This window comes from Kineococcus mangrovi (assembly GCF_041320705.1).
In the GTDB taxonomy this organism is placed as follows: domain Bacteria; phylum Actinomycetota; class Actinomycetes; order Actinomycetales; family Kineococcaceae; genus Kineococcus; species Kineococcus mangrovi.
Map to the genome: position 1 here is coordinate 18,756 of NZ_JBGGTQ010000002.1, position 23,748 is coordinate 42,503.

Annotated in this window: 20 protein-coding genes and 1 pseudogene; 13 read left to right on the forward strand and 8 right to left on the reverse strand. The window is 72.3% G+C overall.

Annotation, left to right across the window (positions count from 1 at the left end; all coding sequences use genetic code 11):
* Nucleotides 1-57: 57 nt before the first annotated feature.
* Genes AB2L28_RS03145 through AB2L28_RS03160 form a run of 4 tightly spaced genes read left to right on the forward strand, consistent with a single transcriptional unit; the run spans nt 58 to nt 4,842 of the window.
* Entirely contained in the window at nt 58-933 is an 876-nt protein-coding gene (locus AB2L28_RS03145; RefSeq protein ID WP_370717284.1) for an alpha/beta fold hydrolase, read from the forward strand.
* Nucleotides 930-1,583, forward strand: a complete 654-nt coding sequence (locus tag AB2L28_RS03150) for a YveK family protein (protein ID WP_370717285.1) — start codon at nt 930-932, stop codon at nt 1,581-1,583. The genes AB2L28_RS03145 and AB2L28_RS03150 overlap by 4 nt, the downstream gene beginning before the upstream one ends.
* A 17-nt stretch (nt 1,584-1,600) precedes the next feature.
* Nucleotides 1,601-3,022, forward strand: a complete 1,422-nt coding sequence (locus AB2L28_RS03155; RefSeq protein WP_370717286.1) for a hypothetical protein — start codon at nt 1,601-1,603, stop codon at nt 3,020-3,022.
* Nucleotides 3,023-3,081: 59 nt separating this feature from the next.
* Entirely contained in the window at nt 3,082-4,842 is a 1,761-nt protein-coding gene (locus tag AB2L28_RS03160) for a hypothetical protein (RefSeq protein ID WP_370717287.1), read from the forward strand.
* 129 nt (nt 4,843-4,971) lie between these two features.
* On the opposite strand, the gene rsmI is transcribed toward AB2L28_RS03160, so the two are convergent.
* The 3 genes and pseudogenes from rsmI to AB2L28_RS03175 form a co-directional block, all read right to left on the reverse strand.
* The gene (rsmI, locus tag AB2L28_RS03165; protein WP_370717288.1) at nt 4,972-5,835 is read right to left on the reverse strand and encodes a 16S rRNA (cytidine(1402)-2'-O)-methyltransferase; all 864 of its coding nucleotides are present in this window, start codon (nt 5,833-5,835) and stop codon (nt 4,972-4,974) included.
* A gap of 61 nt (nt 5,836-5,896) precedes the next feature.
* Nucleotides 5,897-6,877, reverse strand: a complete 981-nt coding sequence (locus tag AB2L28_RS03170; RefSeq protein ID WP_370717837.1) for an SGNH hydrolase domain-containing protein — start codon at nt 6,875-6,877, stop codon at nt 5,897-5,899.
* A 72-nt stretch (nt 6,878-6,949) separates the two neighbouring features.
* A pseudogene (locus AB2L28_RS03175) lies at nt 6,950-8,107 on the reverse strand (acyltransferase family protein); the annotation flags it as partial.
* 323 nt (nt 8,108-8,430) lie between these two features.
* On the opposite strand from AB2L28_RS03175, the gene AB2L28_RS03180 reads away from it, so the two are divergent.
* From AB2L28_RS03180 to AB2L28_RS03195, 4 genes are read left to right on the forward strand one after another with little or no spacing between them, the layout of a single operon-like run.
* Nucleotides 8,431-10,347 carry an ABC transporter ATP-binding protein gene (locus AB2L28_RS03180; protein WP_370717289.1) on the forward strand — a complete coding sequence of 639 codons (1,917 nt, stop codon included), beginning with the start codon at nt 8,431-8,433 and terminating at the stop codon, nt 10,345-10,347.
* A gap of 2 nt (nt 10,348-10,349) precedes the next feature.
* Nucleotides 10,350-10,613 carry a PqqD family protein gene (locus tag AB2L28_RS03185; RefSeq protein WP_370717290.1) on the forward strand — a complete coding sequence of 88 codons (264 nt, stop codon included), beginning with the start codon at nt 10,350-10,352 and terminating at the stop codon, nt 10,611-10,613.
* A complete protein-coding gene (locus tag AB2L28_RS03190) occupies nt 10,610-11,035 on the forward strand; it encodes a lasso peptide biosynthesis protein (protein WP_370717291.1) in 426 nt (141 codons plus the stop codon). Before AB2L28_RS03185 ends, AB2L28_RS03190 begins: the two co-directional genes overlap by 4 nt.
* Entirely contained in the window at nt 11,032-12,198 is a 1,167-nt protein-coding gene (locus AB2L28_RS03195) for an asparagine synthase-related protein (RefSeq protein WP_370717292.1), read from the forward strand. The genes AB2L28_RS03190 and AB2L28_RS03195 overlap by 4 nt, the downstream gene beginning before the upstream one ends.
* On the opposite strand, the gene AB2L28_RS03200 is transcribed toward AB2L28_RS03195, so the two are convergent.
* Nucleotides 12,181-13,032, reverse strand: a complete 852-nt coding sequence (locus tag AB2L28_RS03200) for a phosphoenolpyruvate carboxykinase (ATP) (RefSeq protein ID WP_370717293.1) — start codon at nt 13,030-13,032, stop codon at nt 12,181-12,183. The genes AB2L28_RS03195 and AB2L28_RS03200 overlap by 18 nt on opposite strands.
* Nucleotides 13,033-13,150: 118 nt before the next feature.
* On the opposite strand from AB2L28_RS03200, the gene AB2L28_RS03205 reads away from it, so the two are divergent.
* The 4 genes from AB2L28_RS03205 (at nt 13,151) to AB2L28_RS03220 (ending at nt 17,524) form a co-directional block, all read left to right on the forward strand.
* Nucleotides 13,151-13,282, forward strand: coding sequence for a lasso RiPP family leader peptide-containing protein (locus AB2L28_RS03205; protein ID WP_370717294.1), 132 nt, complete (start codon nt 13,151-13,153; stop codon nt 13,280-13,282).
* A gap of 81 nt (nt 13,283-13,363) precedes the next feature.
* On the forward strand, nt 13,364-14,515 hold the full coding sequence (locus tag AB2L28_RS03210) for a nucleotidyltransferase family protein (protein WP_370717295.1): 1,152 nt from the start codon (nt 13,364-13,366) through the stop codon (nt 14,513-14,515).
* A 189-nt stretch (nt 14,516-14,704) separates the two neighbouring features.
* Complete coding sequence (locus AB2L28_RS03215) at nt 14,705-15,757, forward strand: DUF4124 domain-containing protein (RefSeq protein WP_370717296.1); 1,053 nt, start codon at nt 14,705-14,707, stop codon at nt 15,755-15,757.
* A gap of 135 nt (nt 15,758-15,892) precedes the next feature.
* Nucleotides 15,893-17,524: a dolichyl-phosphate-mannose--protein mannosyltransferase gene (locus AB2L28_RS03220; RefSeq protein ID WP_370717297.1), complete on the forward strand. Its 1,632-nt coding sequence runs from the start codon at nt 15,893-15,895 to the stop codon at nt 17,522-17,524.
* Here the strand turns inward: AB2L28_RS03220 and AB2L28_RS03225 are convergent, their stop codons facing one another.
* The 4 genes from AB2L28_RS03225 to AB2L28_RS03240 all read right to left on the reverse strand — a co-directional run bounded on the left by AB2L28_RS03225 (nt 17,525) and on the right by AB2L28_RS03240 (nt 22,767).
* Nucleotides 17,525-18,586, reverse strand: coding sequence for an acyltransferase family protein (locus AB2L28_RS03225; protein ID WP_370717298.1), 1,062 nt, complete (start codon nt 18,584-18,586; stop codon nt 17,525-17,527).
* 39 nt (nt 18,587-18,625) lie between these two features.
* Nucleotides 18,626-19,966, reverse strand: coding sequence for a UDP-glucose dehydrogenase family protein (locus AB2L28_RS03230; protein ID WP_370717299.1), 1,341 nt, complete (start codon nt 19,964-19,966; stop codon nt 18,626-18,628).
* A gap of 353 nt (nt 19,967-20,319) precedes the next feature.
* The gene (locus AB2L28_RS03235; RefSeq protein ID WP_370717300.1) at nt 20,320-21,222 is read right to left on the reverse strand and encodes a glycosyltransferase family 2 protein; all 903 of its coding nucleotides are present in this window, start codon (nt 21,220-21,222) and stop codon (nt 20,320-20,322) included.
* Nucleotides 21,223-21,261: 39 nt separating this feature from the next.
* Nucleotides 21,262-22,767 carry a lipopolysaccharide biosynthesis protein gene (locus tag AB2L28_RS03240; RefSeq protein ID WP_370717301.1) on the reverse strand — a complete coding sequence of 502 codons (1,506 nt, stop codon included), beginning with the start codon at nt 22,765-22,767 and terminating at the stop codon, nt 21,262-21,264.
* 258 nt (nt 22,768-23,025) lie between these two features.
* On the opposite strand from AB2L28_RS03240, the gene AB2L28_RS03245 reads away from it, so the two are divergent.
* A complete protein-coding gene (locus AB2L28_RS03245) occupies nt 23,026-23,649 on the forward strand; it encodes an acyltransferase (RefSeq protein ID WP_370717302.1) in 624 nt (207 codons plus the stop codon).
* Nucleotides 23,650-23,748: the final 99 nt, after the last annotated feature.

Genomic DNA, 23,748 nt, shown 5'->3' on the forward strand with positions numbered 1-23,748 from the left:
GCGCCACCCCGACCGCGAAGGGACCCGATGCTGAAGCGCATGGTTCACCTCGGACCGATGCTCACAGCTGTCACCGTCGCGGCTCTTCTGACCTCCTGCTCCTCCTCGACCCCCCGGTCGCAGGAGCCGGAACGGATCGGTGGGTCGGACGCCGTCGTCCACGAGCGGGGCGTGGTCTACGCCACCCGGGGCGACGAGCAACTGCGGCTGGACGCCTGCCTGCCGCGCGAAGCGACGGGACCGCTGCCCTCGCTCGTCATCCTGCACGGCGGCGGGTTCAACAGCGGGGACCGGACCGAGTCGGGGTCCGCCGGGTTGTGCGACTCCGCCGCCCGCACGGGCGTCGTGGCGGTCAGCATCGACTACCGGCTCGCCCCCGCCAGCACCTACCCCGCCCAGGTCCAGGACGTGCAGAGTGCCGTCGAGTGGCTCCGGCAGCCGGCCCAGGTGCAGAAGTACTCCCTGGACCCCACGCGCATCGCACTGCTGGGCAGCTCCGCCGGAGCCATCCTCGCCCTCACCGCGGCGACGGCGGGTGAGGGACGGGACGACACAGGCACCCGGGTCAAGGCCGTCGTCTCGCTCAGCGGGGTCGCCGACCTGCGGGACTCGGCCCTGGCCCTGGGAGACCCCTCGCCCCAGGCCGTCCAGCTGGTGCTGACCTACCTCGGGTGCACCTCGGCCACCGACTGCCCGCAAGCCGCCGAGGCGTCGCCGATCACGCACGTGGACCCCAGCGACCCGCCCGTCCTGCTGGTCAACGGCACCGACGAACTCGTGCCCCGCCAACAGGCCGAGGCCATGGCCGCCGCCCTCCAGGAGGCCGGCGTCGTCCACCGGGAGGTCTTCGTGGACGGCGACGCCCACGGCTCCGCCCTGCTGCACAACGACGTCCGCCGCGACGTGTCGACCTTCCTCCAGGAGAACTTGTGACGGACACCAGCACCACCCAGTCCCCGCTGGAGAGCAGCGCCACCCCGAACGGCCACCGGCGCGACCCGGGCACGCGGCGGACGGCCGCCGTGGCCGTGGGCATCGTCGTCCTGGCGATCGTCCTTGGCGCTGCGGTGACGGCCCTCCTGCCGCGCACCTACGCGGCCGAGTCCAAGGTCCTGCTGCGCCCGGCGCCCGAGGGGACGGTCCCGGCGGCCGAAGCGGTGGCGCTGGCGACTGCGCAGGTCGACACGTACGCCGCGCTGGCGACGACGCCGACGGTCCTCGACCCCGCGATCGACGCGGCGGGGGTGGACACCGACTCCGCCACGCTGGCCGAGGACACGAGCGCGACGCCCGTGCCCAAGACGACCATCATCACGATCACCGTCAGCGCTGGGCAGGCCCGCGAGGCCGCGGAACTGTCCAACGCGGTGGCCGAGAACCTGCTGACGCAGGTGGGGACCCAGAGCACCGTGGCGGGGCAGGCCGTCATGACCGGAGAGGTCGTCGAGCGGCCCCTCGTGCCGGAAGCTCCCACCTCCCCCCGGTTGCTGCTGAACCTCCTAGCCGCCGCGGCCGTCGGCCTCGCGGTGGCGGGCGTGTTCGTCTGGCTGCGGCTCCGGTTCCCCCGCCGCTCCGGCGTCTGATGGCGACGTCCTCGCCGATGACCACCCGCCTCCCGGGACGGGCCGATCGCTGGCTCGTTCCCGGTGCCCTCGTGGTCACGATCGTCCTCGTCGGGCTCCTGTGGTTCGGTCCGCTGGCTCCGGTCGCGGTCGTGGGGGCGGCGGTCCTCGTGGTCCTGACCGTGCGGGTCCCGCAGGCCCTGGTCGGCCTCACCCTGATCGTCGTCGTCTTCTCCACCCCGTTGCAGGCGATCGCCGGTGGCTCGGCGTCGGTGGCTGACGACGGTCTCGTCCTGTTCTGCGCCATCGCCCTCCCGGCACGGCGGCTGGTCGTCCGCGGCGGTCTCCGGTGGCTCCCGGGATCGGCGTGGTGGCTCGCGTTCCTGGCCTTCGGCCTCATCAGCGCCGTCGCCCAGGACGTGCCGAACGGTCTCGCCCTCAAGGGGGCCTTCGCGGCGGTCAAGGGCGTCCTCTTCGCCTTCGCCGTGGCGCAGGTCGACTGGCCCCCCGGCCTCGTGCGACGAGCGCTGCTGCTGACCCTGCCCATCACCGCGATCACGGTGTTCAGCGGTGCGGTGAACCTCATCGCGCCGGCGGCGTGGAGCCACATCGTGGCGGGAGTCAGCACCGTCGGCCCCTTCGGTCTACCCGCCCTCGTCGGTCCCTTCGGCCGGCCTGCGGCGTTCAGCCGCTTCTGCGGTGTCCTCGCCGTCGGCGCCTTGGCCTACATGCTCCTCGTGCGACGGCGGCCAGTGGTGATGGCCGTCTTCGTCTCGTGCACGGCCCTGGCGTTCCTGACGCTGCAGGTCAAGTCGCTGCTGGGACTGCTCCTGACGACAGCTCTCCTGTGCCTGCCGTTCCTGACGCGGCGCCGTGCCCTGCTCGTCGCCATGCTGGTGCCCGCCGTGCTGCTGCCTGCCGCCCCTGTCGTGTGGGAGCTCGCCTCCACCGACTTCACGGCCTACGTCGTGCAGGACTCCGCGCGTTCGGAACTGACCGTGGGCGGGCTCGCGGTGGCGGCGGCGACGTTCCCCCTGGGGGCGGGGTTCGGCCGCTACGCAAGTTCGACGGCGGCCGACGCGTACAGCCCCTGGTACTACTGGCTGCACTTCGACTCCCGGTACGGTCTCGCGCCCGGTCCGGACTCCGGACAATTCCTCAACGACAGCCAGTGGCCCGCGCTGTACGGCGAGACGGGCTGGTTCGGCGCGGCGTGCTTCGTGCTGGGTCTGGTGTGCCTCGTCGTGGCGCTGCTGCGTGGGTGGCACTCGGAGACCGAACCGCTGTGGCGCTGGCTGCGGTTGGCCGGGCTCGGATGGCTCGCGCTCCTGCTGGCCGAGTCCGCGGCCGCACCGGTGTTCGTCTCGGCACCGTCCTACCCCTTCGTGTTCCTCGCCGCCGCCCTCTTGACCGGGGCGCAACGAGCTCCCGCGCGGGTGCAGGTACCGCACGCACGATGACGGCGGAACACCCCTACCCGTCCGACCCCCGTCCCGGGCCCCGTGCCGAGGACGATCCCGTGACGCCCCGGCCCGCGATGGGCCGACGCAGCGTCGCCAAGGTGTTCGCCGCGTTCGGCGTCGGCGCGGGCACGGCGGCCGTGGCGCTGTCCGCTGACGAAGCGCTGAACTCCCCCTCATCCGGCCCTCACAGCCGCGGGACGATCGATGCGCTGGATCCCACCGGCGATTCGGACTGCGGACCCGGTCTGCAGCTCCTCTACGACCGGGGCGTCCGCGAGGTCGTGCTCGAGCCTCGCGGAAGGTACTACCTCAACACGCCGGTGTTCTTGGACTCGGACGACCCGTTCGACTGCTTCGTCCTGCACGGCAACGGGGCTGATCTCGTCCTCGGTCCCGACCTGCCCACGACGGACGCCTTCACGGCCGACCGGTCCACCCGGTGGGGATTCTTCCCGAACACCGTCCGGCGCGCACGCTCGGGCGACTCGGTGGCCGTGGACGTGGACCACCGCGCCACGGGTCCATCGGTCGGGGGAACTCCCCGCCTCGTGGTGAACCAGCTCCGGGTCGACGGCGCGAAGGCGAATCGAGCACTCGCCTTCTTCAACCGGTGTTCGGGTCGCTTCACCGACGTCGTCATGACCGCGGCCCGCACCCTGGTGTCCTGGTACGACTACTGCGACGCCATGGTCCTCGACCGGTGCCAGGGCCGGCTGGACGAGGTGGACGATGCCTGGTTGATCTACCAGGTCTCCAATGGAGACGGGATCACCCTCATCAGCCCCAAGACCGAACGTGGCATCGGGATCGCCAGCCTCGACAACTGCAAGGGCGCGACGATCGCGTCGGCCATAGCCGGGACGATCAAGGTGAGCCGGTGCCGCGCCATCTCGGTGGTCGCCTCGCACCACGAGTGCGACCTCGGCAGTACGACGGGGTTCGTCGTCCGCTCCAGCCAGGTGTCGATCGATGCGGCCGTCCTGTACCCGGCCCGGGCGGCGGACGTCCCGGCGATCCTCGTCGACGACTCCGGTGGTCCGGGTTCGCAGCTCACGCTGCGCGACTTCACCGAGATGCTCTTCCACCGAGACGGGACGTCCACGGTGCGGGCGAGCCGGAAGGGGGACTCGAGCACCGGGCCCCTGCTGTCGTTGACGGGGGTCCAGCCGGACACGCGCGTCGTCGCCCACCAGGTCGGAACGCGCGTCGGGACCCTCGCGACAGGGGCGCGCTGGGCCCCCAGCGCGGGGTTCCGCATCACGAGTGACGACGACGGCCTGGTGCAGGCGCTGTCATCGCCGGTCGGCACGTGGCAGCTCGCCCAGGGCTCCTTCGAGATCGTTCAGCGCGGGCAGTGGAAGGTCACGCCGTCCGGTGGCGCCAGCGGGCTGGTCGGCTGCCCGTCGCTGCAACCGCCCCGGTGGATCGACACAGCCGCGGACCAGGACGACGTGGAGGGCAGCCTGACCGAAGGATCGGTGCAGTACATCGCGGCGCTGAGGGACGCCACCGGTGCGTGGACGGGCACCACCCCTGTGTCGTCGGTGCGGGTCGGTGGCGGCCAGTCGGCCCGCCTGCGCCTGAGCACGTCCGGCCCTGCGACGCTCGTCGTCTGGCGGTCGACGGGTGCGGACGTCACGTCCGCACCCGAGGACGTCGTGACAGTCCCCGCCCACGGACCGCTCACCGTCTTCTACGACACCGGGACAAACCTGGGGGGACTGCCCTGGCGGCCGGCCGACGACGTGCGGCCACCAGCGGTGGGCGACGAGGTGACCCCCGGCGTCGTGCTGCTCGACGGGAGTCCGCTGGCCTGACTCCTCCACGCGACGGCGGCCAGGGGGGTGATCACTCGGAGCGGACGCAGAGCTGGATCGTCGTGGGTTGGCTCTCCGCAACACGGGGACCGCGTCGAGCGTCGCCTTGCGACGGGCGTACCGCTGTGCTCAACCGCGGCGGCGGACGACGACCTCGTCGTAGAGGGTGCGGGAGGGAACCCCGCCCCGGTCGGCCGTCAGCCTGACCGCGTCCTTGAGCCGGTACCCGGACGAGACGAGTCCCAAGACCTCCTCGACGAGTTCGCCCGGCTGCCGGTTCGGGGCGCCGGAGGACCCCGCGACGACCACGCAGACCTCCCCGCGGACCTCGCCCTCGGCCGCCCAGGCAGCCAGCTCACCGAGGGACCCCCGCACGACCTCCTCGTACGTCTTGGTCAGCTCCCGGCACACCGCGGCCGGCCGGTCCGCACCGAACGCCTCAGCCATCGCGGCGAGGGTCGCGGCCGTGCGGTGCGGCGACTCGAAGAACAGGAGCGTCCGCTCGTCCGCGGCGAGCGCCGCGAAGACCCGGCTGCGTTCACCGGGTTTGCGGGGTGCGAAGCCCTCGAAGGCGAACCGGTCGCTGGGGAGCCCCGAGACCGCGAGGGCCGTCAGCACCGCCGACGGACCCGGGACGACGGTCACCGGGAGCCCTGCCTCGACGCAGCCGCGGACGAGGCGGTAGCCGGGGTCGGAGACGGACGGCATGCCCGCGTCGGTGACGAGCGCGACGGTCGACCCGCTGCGCACCGCGTCGACGAGCTCGGGCGTGCGCTCGACTTCGTTGTGCTCGTGGTAGCTGAGCACCTTGCCCCGCGGGACGACCCCGAGCGTCGAGGCGAGGCGGTGCAGGCGACGGGTGTCCTCGGCCGCGACGACGTCGGCGGTGGTCAGCAGGTCCACCAGGCGTGCCGTCGCGTCACCGGCGTTGCCGATCGGCGTGCCCGCCAGGACGAGTCGTCCCGGGCTGTGCTGCTCTTCCACCCGGGTCATCGTGCCGTACGCCACGGCCCCGGCCGGTCGCCGGGGGCGATGGCCGGCCCCGTCCAGCGGATCAGGCCCTGGGCAGATGGGGGATGAAGGCGCCGGCGAGCCGGCGAGCGGCGGTGGCGCTGAGGTGGCTGTGGTCGCGGTAGACGAGGGTGTCGCCCAGGACGACGGGACACCGGTCACCGGCGCACAGCCACGTCGTGGTGTCGATGTAACCGGCTCCGGAGTCCGCGACGGATCGGGCGACCGCATCTCGCCGCCGCGGGAAGGTGAGTGCGCGCTCCTCGTCCAGCGTGCACGACGCCGCGTCGTCGAGGTCCCGTGCGACGCACCGCGGCACGTCTTCGCCGGGGTAAGGCGTGTCTCCGACGACGAGCACCTCGGTTCCGGTCGAGCGCAGGGCGTCCACGGTCCGATCGACACCGCGTTCCCAGGCGGCCACGGCGTCCTCCTCACCGGTGCCCGCGTCCGAGGTGACGATCCCCGAGGTGACCACGAGGGCGGGCCGGAGGACGCCCACCTCGGTCAGGACCGCGTCGCGCCAGGCGTAGCACTCGCGGTAGTCCCGACCGAGGTTGGGCTGCACGACGTCCAGGTCGTACACGGGACACCCGGACTTCGTGTAGCTCAAGACCTTGTACCCCTGCGCACGGCCGGCCTCGTCGAGCGCGGGCAGCCACTGGTACGCGTGGGAGTCCCCGACGAGGACGACGGTGCGTTCGCTGGTGACGTCGCCGAAGGCGCACGCAGCCGCCGGCTCGGGCCGCAGCACGGTCTGATCGAGCCCGACGTGGCAGCTGAGCCCGTCGACCGGGCTGCCCGCGGGCACGTCGTCCCCGGCGGTGTCCAGCCCGGGCGCGAGGTTGACGGGAACGGCACGTGCCTGCATCCCAGCACGCAGGGCGGGGTCGTCACGCACCCCCGTCAGGACGGGCACCGCCGCGGCCGGCCCGTCGCCGCGGGTCGTCGTGGACGTGAGCGAGGCCAGTCCCGTCACGGCGAGCAGCAGGACCGACGCCGCGGCTCCGATCGCCAACGGACGCATCCGCCCTCGCAGGCGAGGAGTGCGTCGGAACGGGTCCTCGACCAGCACCAGCGTCCCCTGGGCCAGGAGGAGCGAGGCACCCGCGACGACCAGGCCGACCACCAGGGTCGGTTCGAGGTCGAGGACGGCCGGGACGAGCAGCAGCGCCGGCCAGTGCCACAGGTACCAGCCGTAGGAGACCCGTCCGACGCGCTGGGCCGCAGGACGGCCCAGGAGGTACCGCTCGACCCCGGTCGCACGGGAGGTCCCCGCCAGGATCACCAGGGCAGTGCCGAGGACCGGCACCAGCGCCGTGGGTCCGGGAAAGGGTGTGGCGTCGTCGTAGACCACGGCGGCGACCAGCACCAGGGTGAGCCCTGCGGCTGCGGCTGCGGACAGCAGCACGCGGATGGCGACCAGGTCGTCCAGGGCGCGGTGGCGACGCAGGAGTGCAGGACCGGCGAAGGCCACGAGGGCCCCGGCCCCCAGCTCCCAGACCCGCGCCGGGAGCAGGAAGTAGGCGTAGGGCTGGGCGACGTCGAGGAGACGGACGCAGCAGAGGAAGGAGGCCAGGCTCAGCACGGCGGTGCCGACGGCAGCCACGAGCCGCGGACGCGCTGTCCTGCGACCGAGAACCTCCTAGGCGCGGGTACCGAGCCACCACATCAGCAGCAGGGCCACCGGCCACAGGGCGTAGAACTGCTCCTCGACCCCCAGGGACCAGTAGTGCTGCAAGACGGAGGGTTCCGCGTTGGCCTGGTAGTCCACCCCCTGCAGGGCGAGCCTGACGTTCATGGCGAACAGCGCCGTCCACCGGGCGTCGGTGAAGGTCGCACGCGTCTCCACGGGCGGCAGGAACGACCAGCTGACGACCACCGTGGTCATGAGCACGACCAGCGACAGCGGCAGGAGGCGCCGGACACGACGGCCGTAGAACGCGGCCAGGGACAACCGGCCGGTGCGGGCCAGTTCCGCCAGGAGGTGGGTGGTGATCAGGTAGCCGGAGATGACGAAGAAGACGTCGACGCCGACGAAACCACCGGTCAGACCCGGCACCCCGGCGTGGTAGAGCACGACGAGGAGCACCGCGACTGCGCGCAGTCCCTCGATGTCGGGCCGGAACCGGCGTCCGGCACCGTGCGGGGCCACCGCAGGGTCGGTGGCCCCGGGCACACGGAGGACGGGCGCTGCGGCCGCGTCGCCGGGGCGACGCTCGGTCAGGTCAGCCACGGGGCGCCCGCTCCGCAGCACTGAGCGGGAGCTCGGACCTCCTGGGCAGCAGGCAACTCGTCAACACCATCTGCATGGCACGGAGAGTAACGAATAAATCACTCTCTGCGGGACCAGTGAGCCACGCCATCCAGCCGCGCAGAAGATACGCCAAGATCTCGGTATCCGCGAGTCGGTGAAGAGACGAGGACCTGCGAGCGGAGCGTGTGCCCGCCGAAGACCCACACCGTGGCGGGAAGGGCCTCCGAAGCCACCGCACCGCACCTGAACTCCCCACCAGTGACGTACTGTCCACCGATCGGGGCGCACCGGAGCGAACCGCGAAGAGGCGCAGCAGGCCGGAGGTGGGTGTGGTCGCACACCAGCGGATCGACCCGGTGACGCTGCGGGCCGAGAGCCGGCGCGGTCGACGGCGTCCGGCGGCGCTGCCGCGCTGGGTCCGGCAAGCGTGGGGCACCTGCTGGGCCGCCGGCCCCCGCGACCTCCTGGCGACGCTCGTCCCGCAGTTCGTGGCCACCGTGGTGCTGGCCGCGCTGCTGCCGCTGGTGCGCACCCTCCTGCACGTCCTCGTCGACGACGCCGGTGGCGACCGGCTGACCCGAGCCACCGTCCCGCTGTTCCTGCTGGCCGTCGTGGGCCTGGCCGCCGGGGTGGCGAGCGCGGTGCAGGGGCAACGGCAGAAGGTGCTCGGGGAGGTCGTGCAGCGGCACGTCTGGGGACGCTTCCTCGACGTCAGCGCGCGGGTGGACCTCACGCACTACGACACCCCGGAGTTCTTCGAGCGGCTCGAACGGGTCCGGCTCAACGCGTTGACCCGCCCGCTGGCCGTCGTGCAGGGACTCGTGGGCGTCGCCGGCGGCGCGGTGGGCCTGGTCGCGGTCGTCGTGGCCGTGTGGGCGGTCGCTCCGATCGCCCTCGTCCTGCTGGTTCCCGTCCCGGTGCTGCTGCTCGTCGCCCGCCGCGGCGGGCGCCAGGAGTTCGAGTTCGCCGTGCAGCACGCCCCGGCGCTGCGGTTGCGCGCCTACCTGCAGAGCACCCTCACTGACCGCGCCACGGCCTCGGAGGTGCGCTCCTACGGGCTGGCGACGGACCTCCGGGGACGCTGGGACGCGGCGTCGGAGGAGTGGATCGGCGCGGTCCGGCGGCACGCACGGCGCCGGACCCGCACGATCCTGGCCGGGGAGCTGCTGACCGCCCTCGTCGCGGCGGGCCTGCTCGTCGCCGTCGTCGCCGCCATCGACGCCGGCCGGCTGTCGGTGGCCCAGGCCGGCGCTGTCGCGGTCGCGGTGCCGTTGCTGGCCAACCGGTCACGGCAGTTCGTCCGCGGCGTGGGAGCGATCCTGGAGTCGGGGTTGTTCCTCGACGACCTCACCGACTTCCACGCCACGCCGGTGGAACCGGAGGCGCACGACGGGCCCGCGGTGGGGCCGCTGGAGGTGCTGCGCGTTCAGGACGTCTCGTTCCGGTTCGCCTCCGGCACGCAGGCGCTGCGCGGGGTCGACCTCGACGTGCGCGCCGGGGAGGTCGTCGCGCTCGTCGGGGAGAACGGTTCGGGCAAGTCGACGCTGGCGAAGGTGGTCGCCGGGCTGCACCGCCCCAGCGGCGGGGTCGTCACCTGGAACGGGGTCGACGTCGCGGGCCTGCCCCCCGCGGCGGTGCGCCGGCAGGTCGCGGTGATGTTCCAGGACTTCGCGCACTGGCAGCTCCCGGCCGTGGACAACATCGCCTTCGGCGACGTCGAACGCGCCCACCGCGGCGACGGCGACGTCGGCCCAGGCGTGGAGGGAGCAGCGCGCGAGGCCGGCGCGTGGGAGTTCCTGGCCGGGCTGCCTGCCGGGCTCGACACCCCGTTGTCGGCCGAGCGTCCCGGCGGGACGGAACTGTCCGGCGGTCAGTGGCAACGGGTCGCCCTGGCTCGCGCGCTGTTCCGCGGCAGCGGTCTGCTGATCCTCGACGAACCCAGCGCCGCGCTCGACGCCCGCGCCGAGGCCGAACTGTTCACCACCGTGCGCACCGCGACCCGCGGCCGGGCGGTGCTGCTCATCACGCACCGGCTGGCGAACGTCCGTGACGCCGACCGCATCCACGTCCTGCGCGACGGTGTGGTCGACGACGTCGGGACGCACGAAGAACTCCTGCGCCGCGGCGGCCACTACGCTGCGCTGTACGACCTGCAGGCGCGCGCTTTCCGGACCAGCAGTGCCGCCGTCACGGGTGACGGGGAGACCCGGGCGGACCCGTCCGGGACGAGGGGGTGGTGACGGTGACGTCCAGGACGGTCCAGACGCGCTCGGAACTCGTCTGGCAGGAGGTCGACGGCCAGGTCGTCGTGCTCGACCCGGGGTCCTCCACCTACCACGGGGTCACCGGGGCCGGGACGACGTTGTGGCCCCTGCTGGTCCGCGGGACCACCCGTGACGAGCTCGTGGCCGAGCTCGTCGCGGTGTTCTCCCTCGACGAACCCGTCGCCCGGCAGGACGTCGCGGTGTTCCTGGCCGAACTGGCCCCGTTCCTGCGGGAGCCGTGAGGCGTCCGGTCCGGCCCCCGGCCCTGCGGGACGTGCGCGGCCGGTTGCGCCGGTGGCGGCGGGTGCTGCGGCACCGCGGTCCGCAGGGGTCGCGAGCGCGACGGTGGGCCCGGGGTTCCCTCGCGGCGGTCCGCGCCGACCTGGCCCGGGAGGGCATGGCGGCCCGGTGCGCGGTTCCGGTCCCGGCACTGCCCGGGTGGTCGCGGGTCGTGGTGGAACGGGTGCTGCACGAGCAGGACGCCACGTGCCTGCAACGCTGCCTGGTCCTGCAGGCCTGGTTCGCCGCGCACGGGCGCGAGGCCGAGATCGTCGTCGCCGTCCCGACCGCGGCGCAGCCGGAGTTCACCGCGCACGCCTGGATCCGCGGGTACGACCGCGACGAGCACGACCGGTACCGCGAGCTGACGGTGCTGCGGCCGTGACCCTGCGGTTCACCGACCTCGAACTGCTGTGGACCGTCCCCTACGGGCGCGCCGCCGGGGTCGGCGACCTCACCGACCGCCCTGACGGGACCCTGCGGTCGGCGGTCGAGGAGGCGGTCCTGCCCGCCCTGCGCCGGCCCCCGTGCGTCGTGAGCTTCTCCGGCGGGCGGGACTCCTCCACCGTCCTGGCGGTGGCCGCCGCCCTGGCCCGTCGCGAGGGCCTGGCCCTGCCGGTCCCGGTGACCAACACGTTCCCCGCGGTCCCGGCCAGCCACGAGGGCCACTGGCAGGAACTCGTCGTCCGGCACCTGGACCTGCCGGAGTGGACGCGACTGCGGTTCACCGACGAGCTCGACGTCGCCGGACCGGTCGCTCGTGACACGTTGCACCGGCTCGGTGTGTGCGCGCCGTTCAACCTGCACTTCCACGCCCCGATCGCCGCGCTGGCCGCGGGGGGCTCGCTGCTGACGGGCGTCGGTGGCGACGAGCTGTTCTCCCCCGTCACCCGGCTCACCCCCTACCGGTTGCTGTCACGCACGTGGGCGGTGAACCGCCGCACGGCCCGGAACGCGGCCCTGGACCTCGCCCCCCGGCCCCTGCGGGTGCGGCGATCGCTTCGACGGGTCGACGTGCGGTACGGGTGGATCCACCCGACGGCGCTGCGGAGGTTGCGCACCGACCTGGCGCGGCTGGATGCGACAGAGCCGTTGTCCTGGGAGCGCGCCGTGCGGCGGCGGGTCTGGCCCGGCCGCCGCCTCCAGATGCACCGGGAAGGCCTGGACCGCCTCGGGGCGCTGCACGACGTGGTGGTGGAGAACCCGTTCTGCGCACCGCGCGTCCTGGCGACGACGGCGACGGCGTGGGGGCGGACCGGTCCGCGCGGGCGCACCCGGGAGCTGCGGTCGCAGTTCGGGGACCTGCTGCCCGCCGACCTGGTCGAACGCAGCACGAAGTCGTCGTTCAACGGCGCGTTCTGGGCCGGCCCGGCCCGCAAGTGGGCTCGGGAGTGGACCGGCGCCGGGTTGGGCACCGATCTGACCGGGCTCGTGGACGTCGAGGCCCTTCGCCGGGAATGGGCCGCGACCGAACCCGACCCGCACTCCTTCAGCCTGCTGCACACCGCCGTGCTCGCCGAGCTGGGGGGTTCAGCCCCGCAGGGCTGAGGCGAGTTCGGCGGCGCTGTCGTGGACCCGGTGCAGATCCCGGGGGCGGGACCAGCGCAGCGCGGGCAGGGCCGCCAGCCGCAGCAGGGCCGCGGGGTCGTGCTGGGGAACCCTCGCGGCCAGCGCCGCTTCGACGCCGTGCAACCGTTGCGCGAACGCCAGGTCGTCGAACTCGGAACGTTGCGCGGTGGTCCAGTCCAGGTGCACGAACCCGGCCAGGCGCAGCGTCGCGGACGGTTCCCCGACCACGTTCGCGCGCCACCGCTCCCGACGACCGACGACCCCCAGGTCCTCCCCCACCCCGAGGCAGCGCGCCACCGGGGCGCGCAGGTCGACGCACCGCGGGCCGGGCAGGACCGCGTCCCCGGCGACGAGCACGACGTCGTCGCTGACGTGGGCGAAACCCTGCTGCAGCAACGACCACACGGCCGTGCTCTTGCCCGCCGCCCGCTCGCCCAGGAGCACGAACACGTCGTCCCCGAGCGAGACCGCCCCGGCGTGCAGCGCCGGCAGGCCACGCCACACGGCGGTGACGACGGCGGTCGAGGCGAGGTGGGGGTGCACGACCTCGCGGTCGGCCACCGGGGACGCGGTGGTGAGGTGGGTGGTCCTGGTCGCCCGGTCGATGCGCGCCACGCCCCCGTCGCCGAGGGGGTGGACGGCGTACCGGTCGGTGATCTCGTCCTCGCGCACCCCGGCCAGAGCTGCGGGCCGGTCGGTGACCTCGCGGGTGATCCGCCACGGCGTCTCGCCCCCGCGTGGTGGCCGCAGGAACTCCCGCCCTCCCACGAGATCGGGAAACGTCAGACCGTAGGCCGCCACGGGCTCGTGCACGGGCACATCACACCACCTCGCTCCATGATTCTTCGACGTTCGGTACGCATCGGGTGACCGAAGGCGAATACAGTGGCGTCTTCTCGCCACCTTCCCGGATGGAGGCCACACCATGACGGTGCGGTACGAAGCACCTCGCGTCACGGAGCTCGGTTCGTTCGCCGAACTCACCCTGCTCACGCCGAAGGACATCGGCGTCCCGAGCGACGGCTTCAGCTACCAGGGTCAGTCGCTCATCGTCGCCTCCTGAGACGGCCGGCCGGTGTCCGCGCTCCTGCACCTGCGGGGACACCGGCCGCGTCGCGGCGTTCACCCACCCGAACCGCGGATCGTGCGCACCGTCGCTCTCGATCGCCTGTCCCGTCCCCCCGCGGACCGCCGCCGGGCCGGGCTCGCCCTGCTGCACCTCGTGCGCTGCGCCCACCAGAACCGGCAGGCGACGGACCTGGAGGCCGGGTGGGTGCTGGCCCAGGACCCTGCGCTGCTGAGCCGGCTCCTCGCCGCCCACCACGTGGGTCCGCTCGTCCACGACGTGTTGGTGGCCACCCCCTCCCTGAGCGGACTGACCGCGCTGACCGCGCCGCTGCACGCGGCCCAGCTGCGCCGGACCCTGGCGGCCCGCCCCGACCTGGAACTGGTCTGCCACTGCCTGCAGCGTCTGCGGTGGACCGTCGTCAAGGGTGTCGCCGCCGCGTCCCTGTACTCCCGCCCGACCGCCCGCGAGTGGCACGACGTCGACGTGCTCGTGCACGGCGAGGACCTGCCCCGCGCCCTGGAGGCCCTGGAGACCGGGGGCGCCACGGTGATCGCCCCGGACTGGCGCCGCACCGCCGACCTGGCGCTGGGTGAGGTCGGTCTCCGCCTGCCGCACGGCACCGTGCTGGACCTGCACTGGCACCTCCTGAACCTCGCCGAGCGGCGACACGCCTTCAGCTACGACGTCCGGACCGTCCTGCGGCGACGGCGCCCCCGCCGGGTCCTGGGACTCGACGTGCCGGTCCCGCACCCGGTCGACGAGGCCCACCACCTGGCCGTGCACGCGACGCTCAGCGGCGGGTGGCGCCTCGGGTGGAGCTACGACGTGGCGCAGGCCGCCGACCGGCTGGAGGACTGGGACGGACTGGTCGAGCTCGCCCGGGAGGCCGGGACCGGCCTGGTCGTGGGACTGGCCCTGCAGCGGGCCAGGGACCTGCTCGGGGCGCGCGTGCCCGCCGACGTGCTGCGGGACCTGCACCGGCACGGACGGGGCTGGTCCCGGGTGGGCCGAGCCGTGACGACCTGGGTCCCTCCGGAGTCCCTCGACGGTCCCGACTGGCTGACCACCCGCTGCTACGCGGGTGCCCGCGGAACCACCGTGCGCAGCCTGCGCCGGTTCCTGGTCCGGGCCCGGGCCGCCGTGCAGACGACTCCTCCGGCGGCACCCGACCTGCGGGCCCGACAGGACTGGTTCGCGCTCGCCGCGGCGGAGACGCAGGCGCACTAAGCGACTGAAACGACTCAAGGCAACGTGGCAATCCTCACGCAACGATAATTGCCATTACTCAGCGTAAAAGGGCAGGCTGGCGTTGGCCCGTTCGGGTGAACGAGGCGTGCCAGACTCCAGATCCGCGCAGCTCGATCCCGATGGGCTCAGTACCGCACCGAACCTGTCGAAACCTGCGAGGACCTGCTGATGTTGCGCCGCCGACTCTCCGCCGCTCTCCTGCCTGCCGCTCTGGCCCTCACCGTGGGGACCGCCACACCTGCCATCGCGGCGGACAGCCGCAGCGTTACAGCAGCCTCGACGACCACGGCGACGAACTCGGTCACGATGCCCGCCGGCAGCCCCTTCGGCACCGCCTCCGCCTGGCGGCAGGACATCCGCAAGGCCCCCCTGGACCCCCGCTCGGCAGCGATGGTCAAGAACGTCGCCGCGCAGACCGCCAAGCTCTACGGCGGTGTCGCCGCCTTCAACGTCACGAAGTACAACACCAGCTTCTACACCGTCCCCGCCGGGCAGAAGCGCATCGACCTGAAGTGGAACGACTGCCAGGGCAAGGGCAAGACCCCCGCCGGCTTGTTCGGCACCGGCGGGCAGTTCGTCCAGGTGCCGATCCCGGCCGACGCCGTCCCCGCGTCCGGGACCGACGGCCAGCTCACGGTCTTCTCCCCCAGCACCGACCAGCTGTGGGAGTTCTGGAAGGCCAAGAAGGTCAAGGGCACGTGGCAGGCGTGCTGGGGTGGGCGGATCGACCAGGTCTCCACCAACCGCGGCGGGTTCGGCGGCACCTTCGGCGCCAGCGCCAGCGGCCTGGCCCTGTCCGGCGGCACCATCGGCATCGAGGACGTCAAGTCCGGTTCCATCCAGCACGCCGTCGCCCTGCACCTGCCCAAGCCCGGTCGTGGCCACAGCTACCCCGCCACCCGCGGCGACGGCTGGGACACCTCCGCCGCCGCCGTCCCCGAGGGCACCCGGCTGCGTCTGGACCCGTCGGTCGACGTCGACGGGCTGAACCTGCACCCGATCGCGAAGATGGTCGCCAAGGCCGCGCAGAAGTACGGGTTCATCGTCACCGACGCCTCCGGCTGCACCTCGGTCGTCGCCGAGAGCCCCGCCGCCTCGATCGCCCGCACCGGGACCGACCCGTGGCCGTCGCTGATGGGCGGCACCCCGCAGTACTCGATCATGGCGAACTTCCCGTGGGGGAAGCTGCAGGCGCTGCCGAAGAACCACGGCAAGCCCTGACCCCCGGGGCTCGCCGGCCTCGGAACCGTCCGGTGCCGGCGCGTCCCCAGACGCCGGGGAAGCGCATCCGCGAGCCCGCCTCGACCCCGCGAGGCGCCACCCTCCGCCCGTGCGGCCCAGCACTAGAGTCGCCGTGTGCCAGTGACTCGCCGGACGCAGACCACGGCCGACCGGCCCCCCTCGCCCGCAGCCCGGGCACGTCTCCTCGGCGGCCGGAGCGAGATCGACGGCGAGTCCTGGAAGCGCGCCTGGCTGCCGCTGCTGGCCGTCACGGCGATCGCGGGCTTCCTGCGCTTCTTCCAGCTCGGGCGCCCGCACCAGCTCGTCTTCGACGAGACGTACTACGTCAAGCAGGCCTACTCCCTGCTCCGGTACGGCGTGGAGCTGCGCAACAGCTCGGACATCGCCAAGCCCGACGAGCTGTTCACGGCCGGGACACCGGACGTGTTCGGGACGACGGGCGACTTCGTCGTCCACCCGCCGGTCGGCAAGTGGATGATCGCCCTGGGGCAGTGGATCTTCGGTGTCGACTCCTCCTTCGGCTGGCGCTTCTCCGCCGCCCTGGTCGGGACGCTGTCGATCCTGCTCATCGGTCGCGTCGCGCGACGGCTGTTCCGCTCGACCCTGCTGGGGGTGACCGCGGCGGTGCTGCTGACCGTCGACGGCGAGCACTTCGTGGAGAGCCGCACGAGCCTGCTCGACGTCTTCCTCATGTGGTGGGTGCTCGTCGCCTTCGCGCTGCTGCTCATCGACCGGGACCGGGCCAGGAGCCGGCTGGCCCACGCGGTGGCCGAGCACGGAGCGGAGGGTCTGGGACCGCGCATCGGCTTCCGCTGGTACCGGTTGGCGGCCGGCGTGAGCCTCGGCCTGGCGTGCGGGGTCAAGTGGTCCGGCATCTACGTCCTCGCCGTCTTCGGGCTCATGACCTTCCTGTGGGACGCGGGCGCCCGGCGGGCCGTGGGCGTGCGGCCGTGGTTCGCGGCGGCGGTGTGGCGCGACGGCATCGGCGCCTTCCTCGTGCTGGTTCCGGTGGCCGTCCTCACCTACCTCGCAGGCTGGATCGGCTGGTTCCGCAGCGACCTCGGCTGGGACCGCGACTGGGGCGCCACGCACCCCTCCCGCGGGATCGGCGCGGTCGTCCCCGACGCCCTGCGGAGCCTGTGGCACTACCACCAGCAGGCGTACACGTTCCACGTGGGCCTGGACAGCCCGCACCCCTACTCGGCCAACCCCTGGTCCTGGCTCGTGCAGGGCCGGCCGACGTCCTTCTTCTACGAGAGCAAGGCGAACGGGGTCGAGGGCTGCACCGTCGAGACCTGCTCGAAGGCCATCACCAGCCTCGGCACCCCCGTCCTGTGGTGGGTGGGTCTCCTCGCGCTCGCGGCGCTCCTGTTCCGCTGGGCCTTCGCCCGGGACTGGCGGGCCGGGGCGATCCTCGCCGGGTACGCCGGGGCGTACCTGCCGTGGTTCCAGTACCAGCACCGGACGATCTTCACGTTCTACGCGGTCGTCTTCGTCCCGTTCGTCGTCCTCGCCGTCGTGTACCTGCTCGGGCTGGTGCTCGGACCGGATCCGGGCACGGCGGTCCTGCGCAAGGGCGTCGGCGTCGAGGCGGCGCTGCTGCGACGACGGGTCGGCGCGGCCGTCGCGGGGACGGTCGTCGTGCTGTGCGTGGCGTGCTTCGCCTTCTTCTGGCCGATCTACACGGCCCAGGTCATCCCGTACGAGAGCTGGGCGCGGCGGATGTGGTTGCCGAGCTGGATCTGATCAGAGCTGTCGGACCGTCCAGCGCCCCGGGACGATCCTCGTCACCGCACGCGCGACCCACGCAGGGGCGACGAACAGGCCGGCGACGAACGACGATCGCGGCCGCAGGAGCGAGAGGACTGCACCTGCGACGACCGATGCCACGAAGGCCACGGCCATGAGCAGGGCTGAACTGCTGATCCGGAGCCAGCCGGCCGCGGTCATCAGCACGACGACCAGCGGGAAGTGGACGCAGTAGAAGACCACCGAATTCCGGCCGACGAAGCGGAGAGGCCGCAGAGCGGCTGTCCTCGACACCCTCGAGGCCCCCCAGGCGAGCAGGTAGACCCCGGAGAGGGTCCCGGCGATCGCTCGCGGGCCGTACCCCGACATGTCGCCGAGAGCGTACGAGAGCACCCCGACACCGAGGGCCGCGAACGGCCAACGACTCGAGGACAGTCCTCGTTCGACGACAGCCGGGTGGTCCGCCACCCACCAGCCGATCAGGAAGAGCGCGAAGAGGAACGCTGCGCGTTCACCCCACTTGCTGTCGTCGACCGCGACTTCTGCCAGCGCGAGGAAGACCACCGCCACGGGAAGCAGGGGCACGCGTCGAAGGGGCAGGGCCACGACGTAGAAGACGAGCAGGAACAGCAGGTACCACAAGTAGGTCCCGCCGGCGAGGAAGATGTTGGGCAGCAGCCACTTGAGCGACGGGTGACCGTACTCCAGCCACTTCACCGCCACCATCACGCTCGACCAGAGCAGGAACGGCCACAGGATCGCGCGGGCTTTGCCCACCACGTACGGTCCAGGTCCCTTCGCGATCGAACGCGGGAGCAGCATGCCGGACAGGAGCACGAGCATGGGGATGCGGAAGGGTGCGACCGCACGGTTGAACGCCCGCAACCCCTCGGGTACCTCGAGCTGGGCGAAACGCAGCAGCGTTCCAGCGTGGAAGAGCACGACCGCCAGGATGGCCAACCCGCGCAAGACGTCCATCCACGTCATGCGGACGGCCGTCGTCGCGGGAGCCGCGACGGTGACGGTGGTGCCTCGCACGTCCTGCCCCGGTTCGTTCACGAGTTGCCGTCCTGTTCGCCGGTAGAGGTCTCTGGTGGGTCAGGCGCGGGGGCGGCCCAGGGCCCGGTAGGTCCAGCCCGCCGCGCGCCACCGGCCCGGGTCCAGCGCGTTGCGCCCGTCCAAGATCCGCTTCTCCTTCACCAACCCCGAGATCGTGGCCGGCTCCAGCTCGCGGTACTCCTTCCACTCCGTCAACAACAGCACCACGTCCGCACCCCGCACCGCCTCCTCCACACTGTCCGCGTAGGAGATGTCCGGCACCGCCTTGCGCGCGTTGTCCACCGCCGCCGGATCGGTCAACACCACGTCCCCACCCTGAAGACGGATCTGCGCCGCCACGTTCAACGCCGGGGAGTCACGGATGTCATCCGAGAGCGGCTTGAACGCCGCCCCCAGCACCGCCACCCGCTTACCGATCAACGACCCCTCGCACACCTCACGGGCCAGGTCCACCATCCGGATCCGCCGGCGCATGTTGATCGAGTCGACCTCACGCAAGAACGTCAACGTCTGATCGGCCCCCAGCTCCCCGGCCCGGGCCATGAACGCGCGGATGTCCTTGGGCAGGCACCCACCCCCGAAACCCAGACCGGCGTTGAGGAACTTGCGCCCGATCCGGTCATCGTGCCCGATCGCATCGGCCAGCTGGGTCACGTCGGCGTTGACCTTCTCGCACAGCTCGGCCATCGCGTTGATGAAGGAGATCTTGGTGGCCAAGAAGGAGTTGGCCGCGACCTTGACCAGCTCAGCGGTCTGGTAGTCGGTCACGATCAACGGCGTCCCCCGACCCAACGGGGTCGCGTACACCTCATCCAGCAGCGCCTTGGCCGCCTTGCCCTCGGTGCTGCCCGGCCCGCCCGGCACCCCGTACACCAGCCGGTCCGGGGTCAGCGTGTCCTCCACCGCGTGCCCCTCGCGCAAGAACTCCGGGTTCCACGCCAACGCCGCCCCCGGCTCACCCCCGCTGAACCTCTCAGCCACCTTCGCCGCCAGCCGGGCCGCGGTACCCACCGGCACCGTGGACTTGCCCACCACCAGCTCCCCAGGACCCACGTGCGCCAGCAGCCCGTCCACCGCGGCGTCCACGTACGTCATGTCCGCGGCGAACTCCCCCCGCCTCTGCGGGGTCCCCACGCACACGAAGTGCACCGCCGACCCCGCGGCCTGGGACATGTCGGTGGTGAAGGTGAGCCGGCCGGTGGCCATGGTGCGCTCCAGCAGCTCCGGCAGGCCCGGCTCGAAGAACGGGGCCCGCGCCGCCTGCAACGCGGCGACCTTCTCCGGATCGACGTCGATGCCGATGACCTCGTGACCCAGCTCAGCCATGCACGCCGCATGGACGGCGCCGAGGTACCCACACCCGATGACAGTCATCCGCATGCGTGCTGCTCCTCCGTGTACGAAACTCGTGTGCTGCACGTGTCGACCGGCCGGCTCCCCCGGTCACAGGAACTCGGTCCGTCCTCGAACGTAGTGCTTTCCCCGACCCGGGGACTCCTCCGCGGACCACAGGAGGCGGACGCCTCCAGGAGGCAGGACCCAGGAGGAGAACCGGTGAGCGGTGGCGCGTGCGCCACTCCCCCTCGGGGGATCCACCGCACCTGCCCCACCAGTCGCACCTGCCACCGAACCACCGGCGTCTCTGGTCGGGACGTGACGGACAGTAGCGCGCTGGTACCCTCCGCGGCAAGGTCGGTCGCCGCCCGGGCCGACCTGCTGCGCCGGGCCGGTCCTCAGAAGAAGACGACCCTGTACTTCACACTGCCGACGAGCCTGCCGAGGCGGTAACCACCCTGGCGCAGCGCTTCGAGACGGTCGCGCGGGCCGCGTCCGCTGCGCTTGACCAGACGCAGGAAGTAGACCCAACGGTCCAGCGATTCCCTGGCGTCGAAGGTCATGCCTCGCGGACGGAAGTCGCGGTACAGCATGGGGGACTGCCGACCCCAGATGTACATCTGCTTGACGGACGCCTTCAGCTCGGCCCTCATCCGGTAGTGGACGACGGCTCCGGGCACGTCGAGCAGGGAGAAACCGGCCAACTGCAGACGCCAGTAGAACTCGGTCTCCGGGCCGCCCCGGACGTAGTCCTCGTTGAAACCCCCGAGCGATTCCCAGACCGGACGGCGGAACCCGCAGTTCGCGCCGATCGGCCGCGGCAGGTACCCCAGCTGCTTCACGATCCCCGTCTGACCGCCGGGCGGTCCCCAGCGGCGGATGTACTCGTCGTTCAGCTTCACGCGTTCCAACGTTCCCCCGACACCGTCGGCGCGGTCGAGTCCCTCGGCGAGCGCGTCGAGCCACCCGGGATCCACCTCGTCGTCGGCGTCGCAGATCAGGACCTTCTCCGCGCGAGCGGCCGCGGTGCCCGCGTTGCGAGCGACGTTGGACCCCGCCCGGTGGCTCGCGTCGATCACCCGGACGTCGACGGCACGACCCCGGGCCCACTCCTGGACGACCCCGGCGGTCCCGTCGTCCGACCCGTTGTCCGCGACGAGGACCTCGAACCGCCGTGAGGTGCGCTGGGCGGCCAGGGCGTCGAGCTGCTGCACGATGGTGCGGGCACCGTTGCGCACCGGGATCACCACCGAGACCTCCGGGGCGTTCTCCACGTTCTCCACGTTCTCTCCCGACCTCATCATCCGACTACGGGCACGAGCACAAGGGGCAGGTCCGACCTAGCGGTGCCGGACCGAGTGGTACAGCCCCAGGACCTCGCGCCGAGCACGGGGCCACAGGACCACCAGCAGGACGCCGGCGAGGCCGGCCGCTCCACCGCGCACTACCAGCTGCACGAGACCGGACGCGTCGGGCACCAGCATCCCGGTCGCCGCCGCCACTCCCCCGCACACCGCGGCGACCACAGCAGGACGGACCGACGTCCGGAGCACGTCGCGCAGCGACACCGGGGTGCCCTTGCCCGCCCGGGCGATGCCGATGGGCGTGAGGATCAGCTGGGACACCGCGTAGGCGATCGCGACGCCGTCGATGCCCCACGGCAGCCCGATGAAGAAGGAGGCGATGAGCACCGGGCGGCTGATGAGCGCCCACCGCGCCCACGCCCAGGACCGCCCGGAGGTCGCGTACAGCCACCCGTTGGTGAAGCCGACCACCTGCAGGAGACCGGCGACCGAGAGCCAGCGGAAGACCTCGGCCGACGCGAGCCACTGCGGTCCCAGCAGGACGAGCACGACCTGGTCGGCCAGGACGGCCAGGACGACGACCACCGGTGCGACCAGGAAGCACAGACCGCTGAGCGCACCCAGGTAGTAGCGGCGGTACCGGTCGGGCTCCTTGAAGAGAGCCGCCATGGTCGGCCGCACGACGTTCGCCACCGGGCCGTGGATCTGCTGCAAGGGGGCCATCAGGAGGCCGTAACCCCGGCTGTACAGGCCGAGGGCGTCACCGCCCAGGAACTTGCCGATGACCAGGTTGTCAGCGTTCTTCGACGCGTAGTCGAGGATCCGGAAGGTGCTGATGCCGCCGCCGAAGGAGACCAGGGAACGCACTCCGGCTCCTCGCCGGGGACGCGAGGGCCGCCAGTCCACCGAGCCCCACAGGATGACGATCGTGAGGAGGGCCCGGGCCAGTTGACCGGCCACGAGGGACCAGTAGCCCGCTCCCAGGAGGGCCGCCCCGATCGAGACGACGATCTCCGCCAGACCACCGACGAAGTTGCGGATCGCCAGCGTCTTGAAGTTCAGGCCACGCAGGAGGAGCGCCTGGTGCTGGACGGTCAGCGATCCCAGGAAGAACGTCACCGACAGCGCCAGGGTGATCCCGACGAGCTCGGGACGGCCGTAGAACCACGCCACCACGGGGGCGGCGGCGGCCACCAGCAGCGTGAGCCCGACCCCCAGGGCCAGGTTCAGCCAGAACAGGGTGCTCGCCTGGGCGTGGGTGACGCGGTCCCGCTGGACCATCGCCTCGGACAGCCCCAGGCTCCCCACGGTGGCGATGAACCCGGTGATCACCCAGGCCATGGACATGAGCCCGTAGTCGTCGGGCGTCAGGAGGCGGGCCAGCACGACGATGCTCGCCGTGCGGAAGACCTGCAGGCCCCACTGACCGGCCAGTGTCCACGCCACGCCCCGGGCACTGTGACCGCCGACGCGCTCGACCGACCCGCGCTCCAGCGCCAGGTCGTTGCGTTCCGCGCGTGACGCCTTGACGGTGGTGCCCACCGGTTCCACCCTCCTCGCCGCTCCGCAACCGCCACGTCCTCGGCGTCGAGTCGCATGCGAAGGAACCCACTGCTACCTACGGTTGCGCACCATAGCAGGGGGTATCTGTTCCACGGCCGTTCGTGAAGATGCTGGGGAGTCCCGGCCAAGATGGGCGGAATCGCACCGCAGCAGGGACAGCAACCTTGCCGTGTCGGCCGACACTCGATGACTATGCAGAGCGTGACGAGGACTTCACCCCGCCCGCCCCATCCCGTCGTGACCACGACGCGCAGAGCATGGGGACGCCTCGGCCGCCGGGCACGCTTCCTCGCCGCGGAGGCGGCGCACCCCGCGCTCCGCGGGACCCCGATGGCCATCGGCCCACGGACCCGGCTCGAGATGGGGTCGGCGGCCACCTTCGACCGGGGGCTCCGGTGCGCGATCGCCGGTGACAGCACCTTCCACGTCGAAGGTCACCTGCGCTGGGGTGACGACGTCTTCGTCAACACCGGCGCCTTCCTGTCGGTCTTCGAGTCCCTGACCGTGGGCGATCGCTGCCGGCTCGGGGAACGCGTCTCGATCCACGACGAGGACCACGTCTTCGAGCCGGTCGGGGCCGACCGTGGTACCTACCGCACGAGTCCGGTGGTGATCGAGGACGACGTCTGGATCGGTGCGGGGGCGATCGTCCTCAGGGGCAGCCGCATCGGTGCAGGCTCGGTCGTCGCGGCGGGAGCCGTCGTCCGCGGCGCCTTCCCGTCCGGATCGCTCATCGCCGGTGTTCCGGCCCGGGTCGTCCGCACGTTGACGTCGCCCACGGAGGGGGGCCGCGCGCCGCACGATCAGCCCTCCCTCGGTGAGGCGCCGACCGACTCCCCCGGACACGTGCGCTCCGCCTGATCCACCGGCGTGACCCTCCGTGGAGTTGACCACTCAACGTCGCGGATCGTGCGGTCCTGGTTCCCGTGACGGCAACTCCCGCACGGTTCTGGGTACTCT

Coding starts and splice junctions, on each gene's coding strand:
- AB2L28_RS03145 (WP_370717284.1), top strand. CDS start 58: ATGCTCACAGCTGTCACCGTCGCGGCTCTTCTGACCTCCTGCTCCTCC.
- AB2L28_RS03155 (WP_370717286.1), top strand. CDS start 1,601: ATGACCACCCGCCTCCCGGGACGGGCCGATCGCTGGCTCGTTCCCGGT.
- rsmI (WP_370717288.1), bottom strand. CDS start 5,835: ATGACCCGGGTGGAAGAGCAGCACAGCCCGGGACGACTCGTCCTGGCG.
- AB2L28_RS03170 (WP_370717837.1), bottom strand. CDS start 6,877: ATGCGTCCGTTGGCGATCGGAGCCGCGGCGTCGGTCCTGCTGCTCGCC.
- AB2L28_RS03215 (WP_370717296.1), top strand. CDS start 14,705: ATGTTGCGCCGCCGACTCTCCGCCGCTCTCCTGCCTGCCGCTCTGGCC.
- AB2L28_RS03230 (WP_370717299.1), bottom strand. CDS start 19,966: ATGCGGATGACTGTCATCGGGTGTGGGTACCTCGGCGCCGTCCATGCG.
- AB2L28_RS03235 (WP_370717300.1), bottom strand. CDS start 21,222: ATGAGGTCGGGAGAGAACGTGGAGAACGTGGAGAACGCCCCGGAGGTC.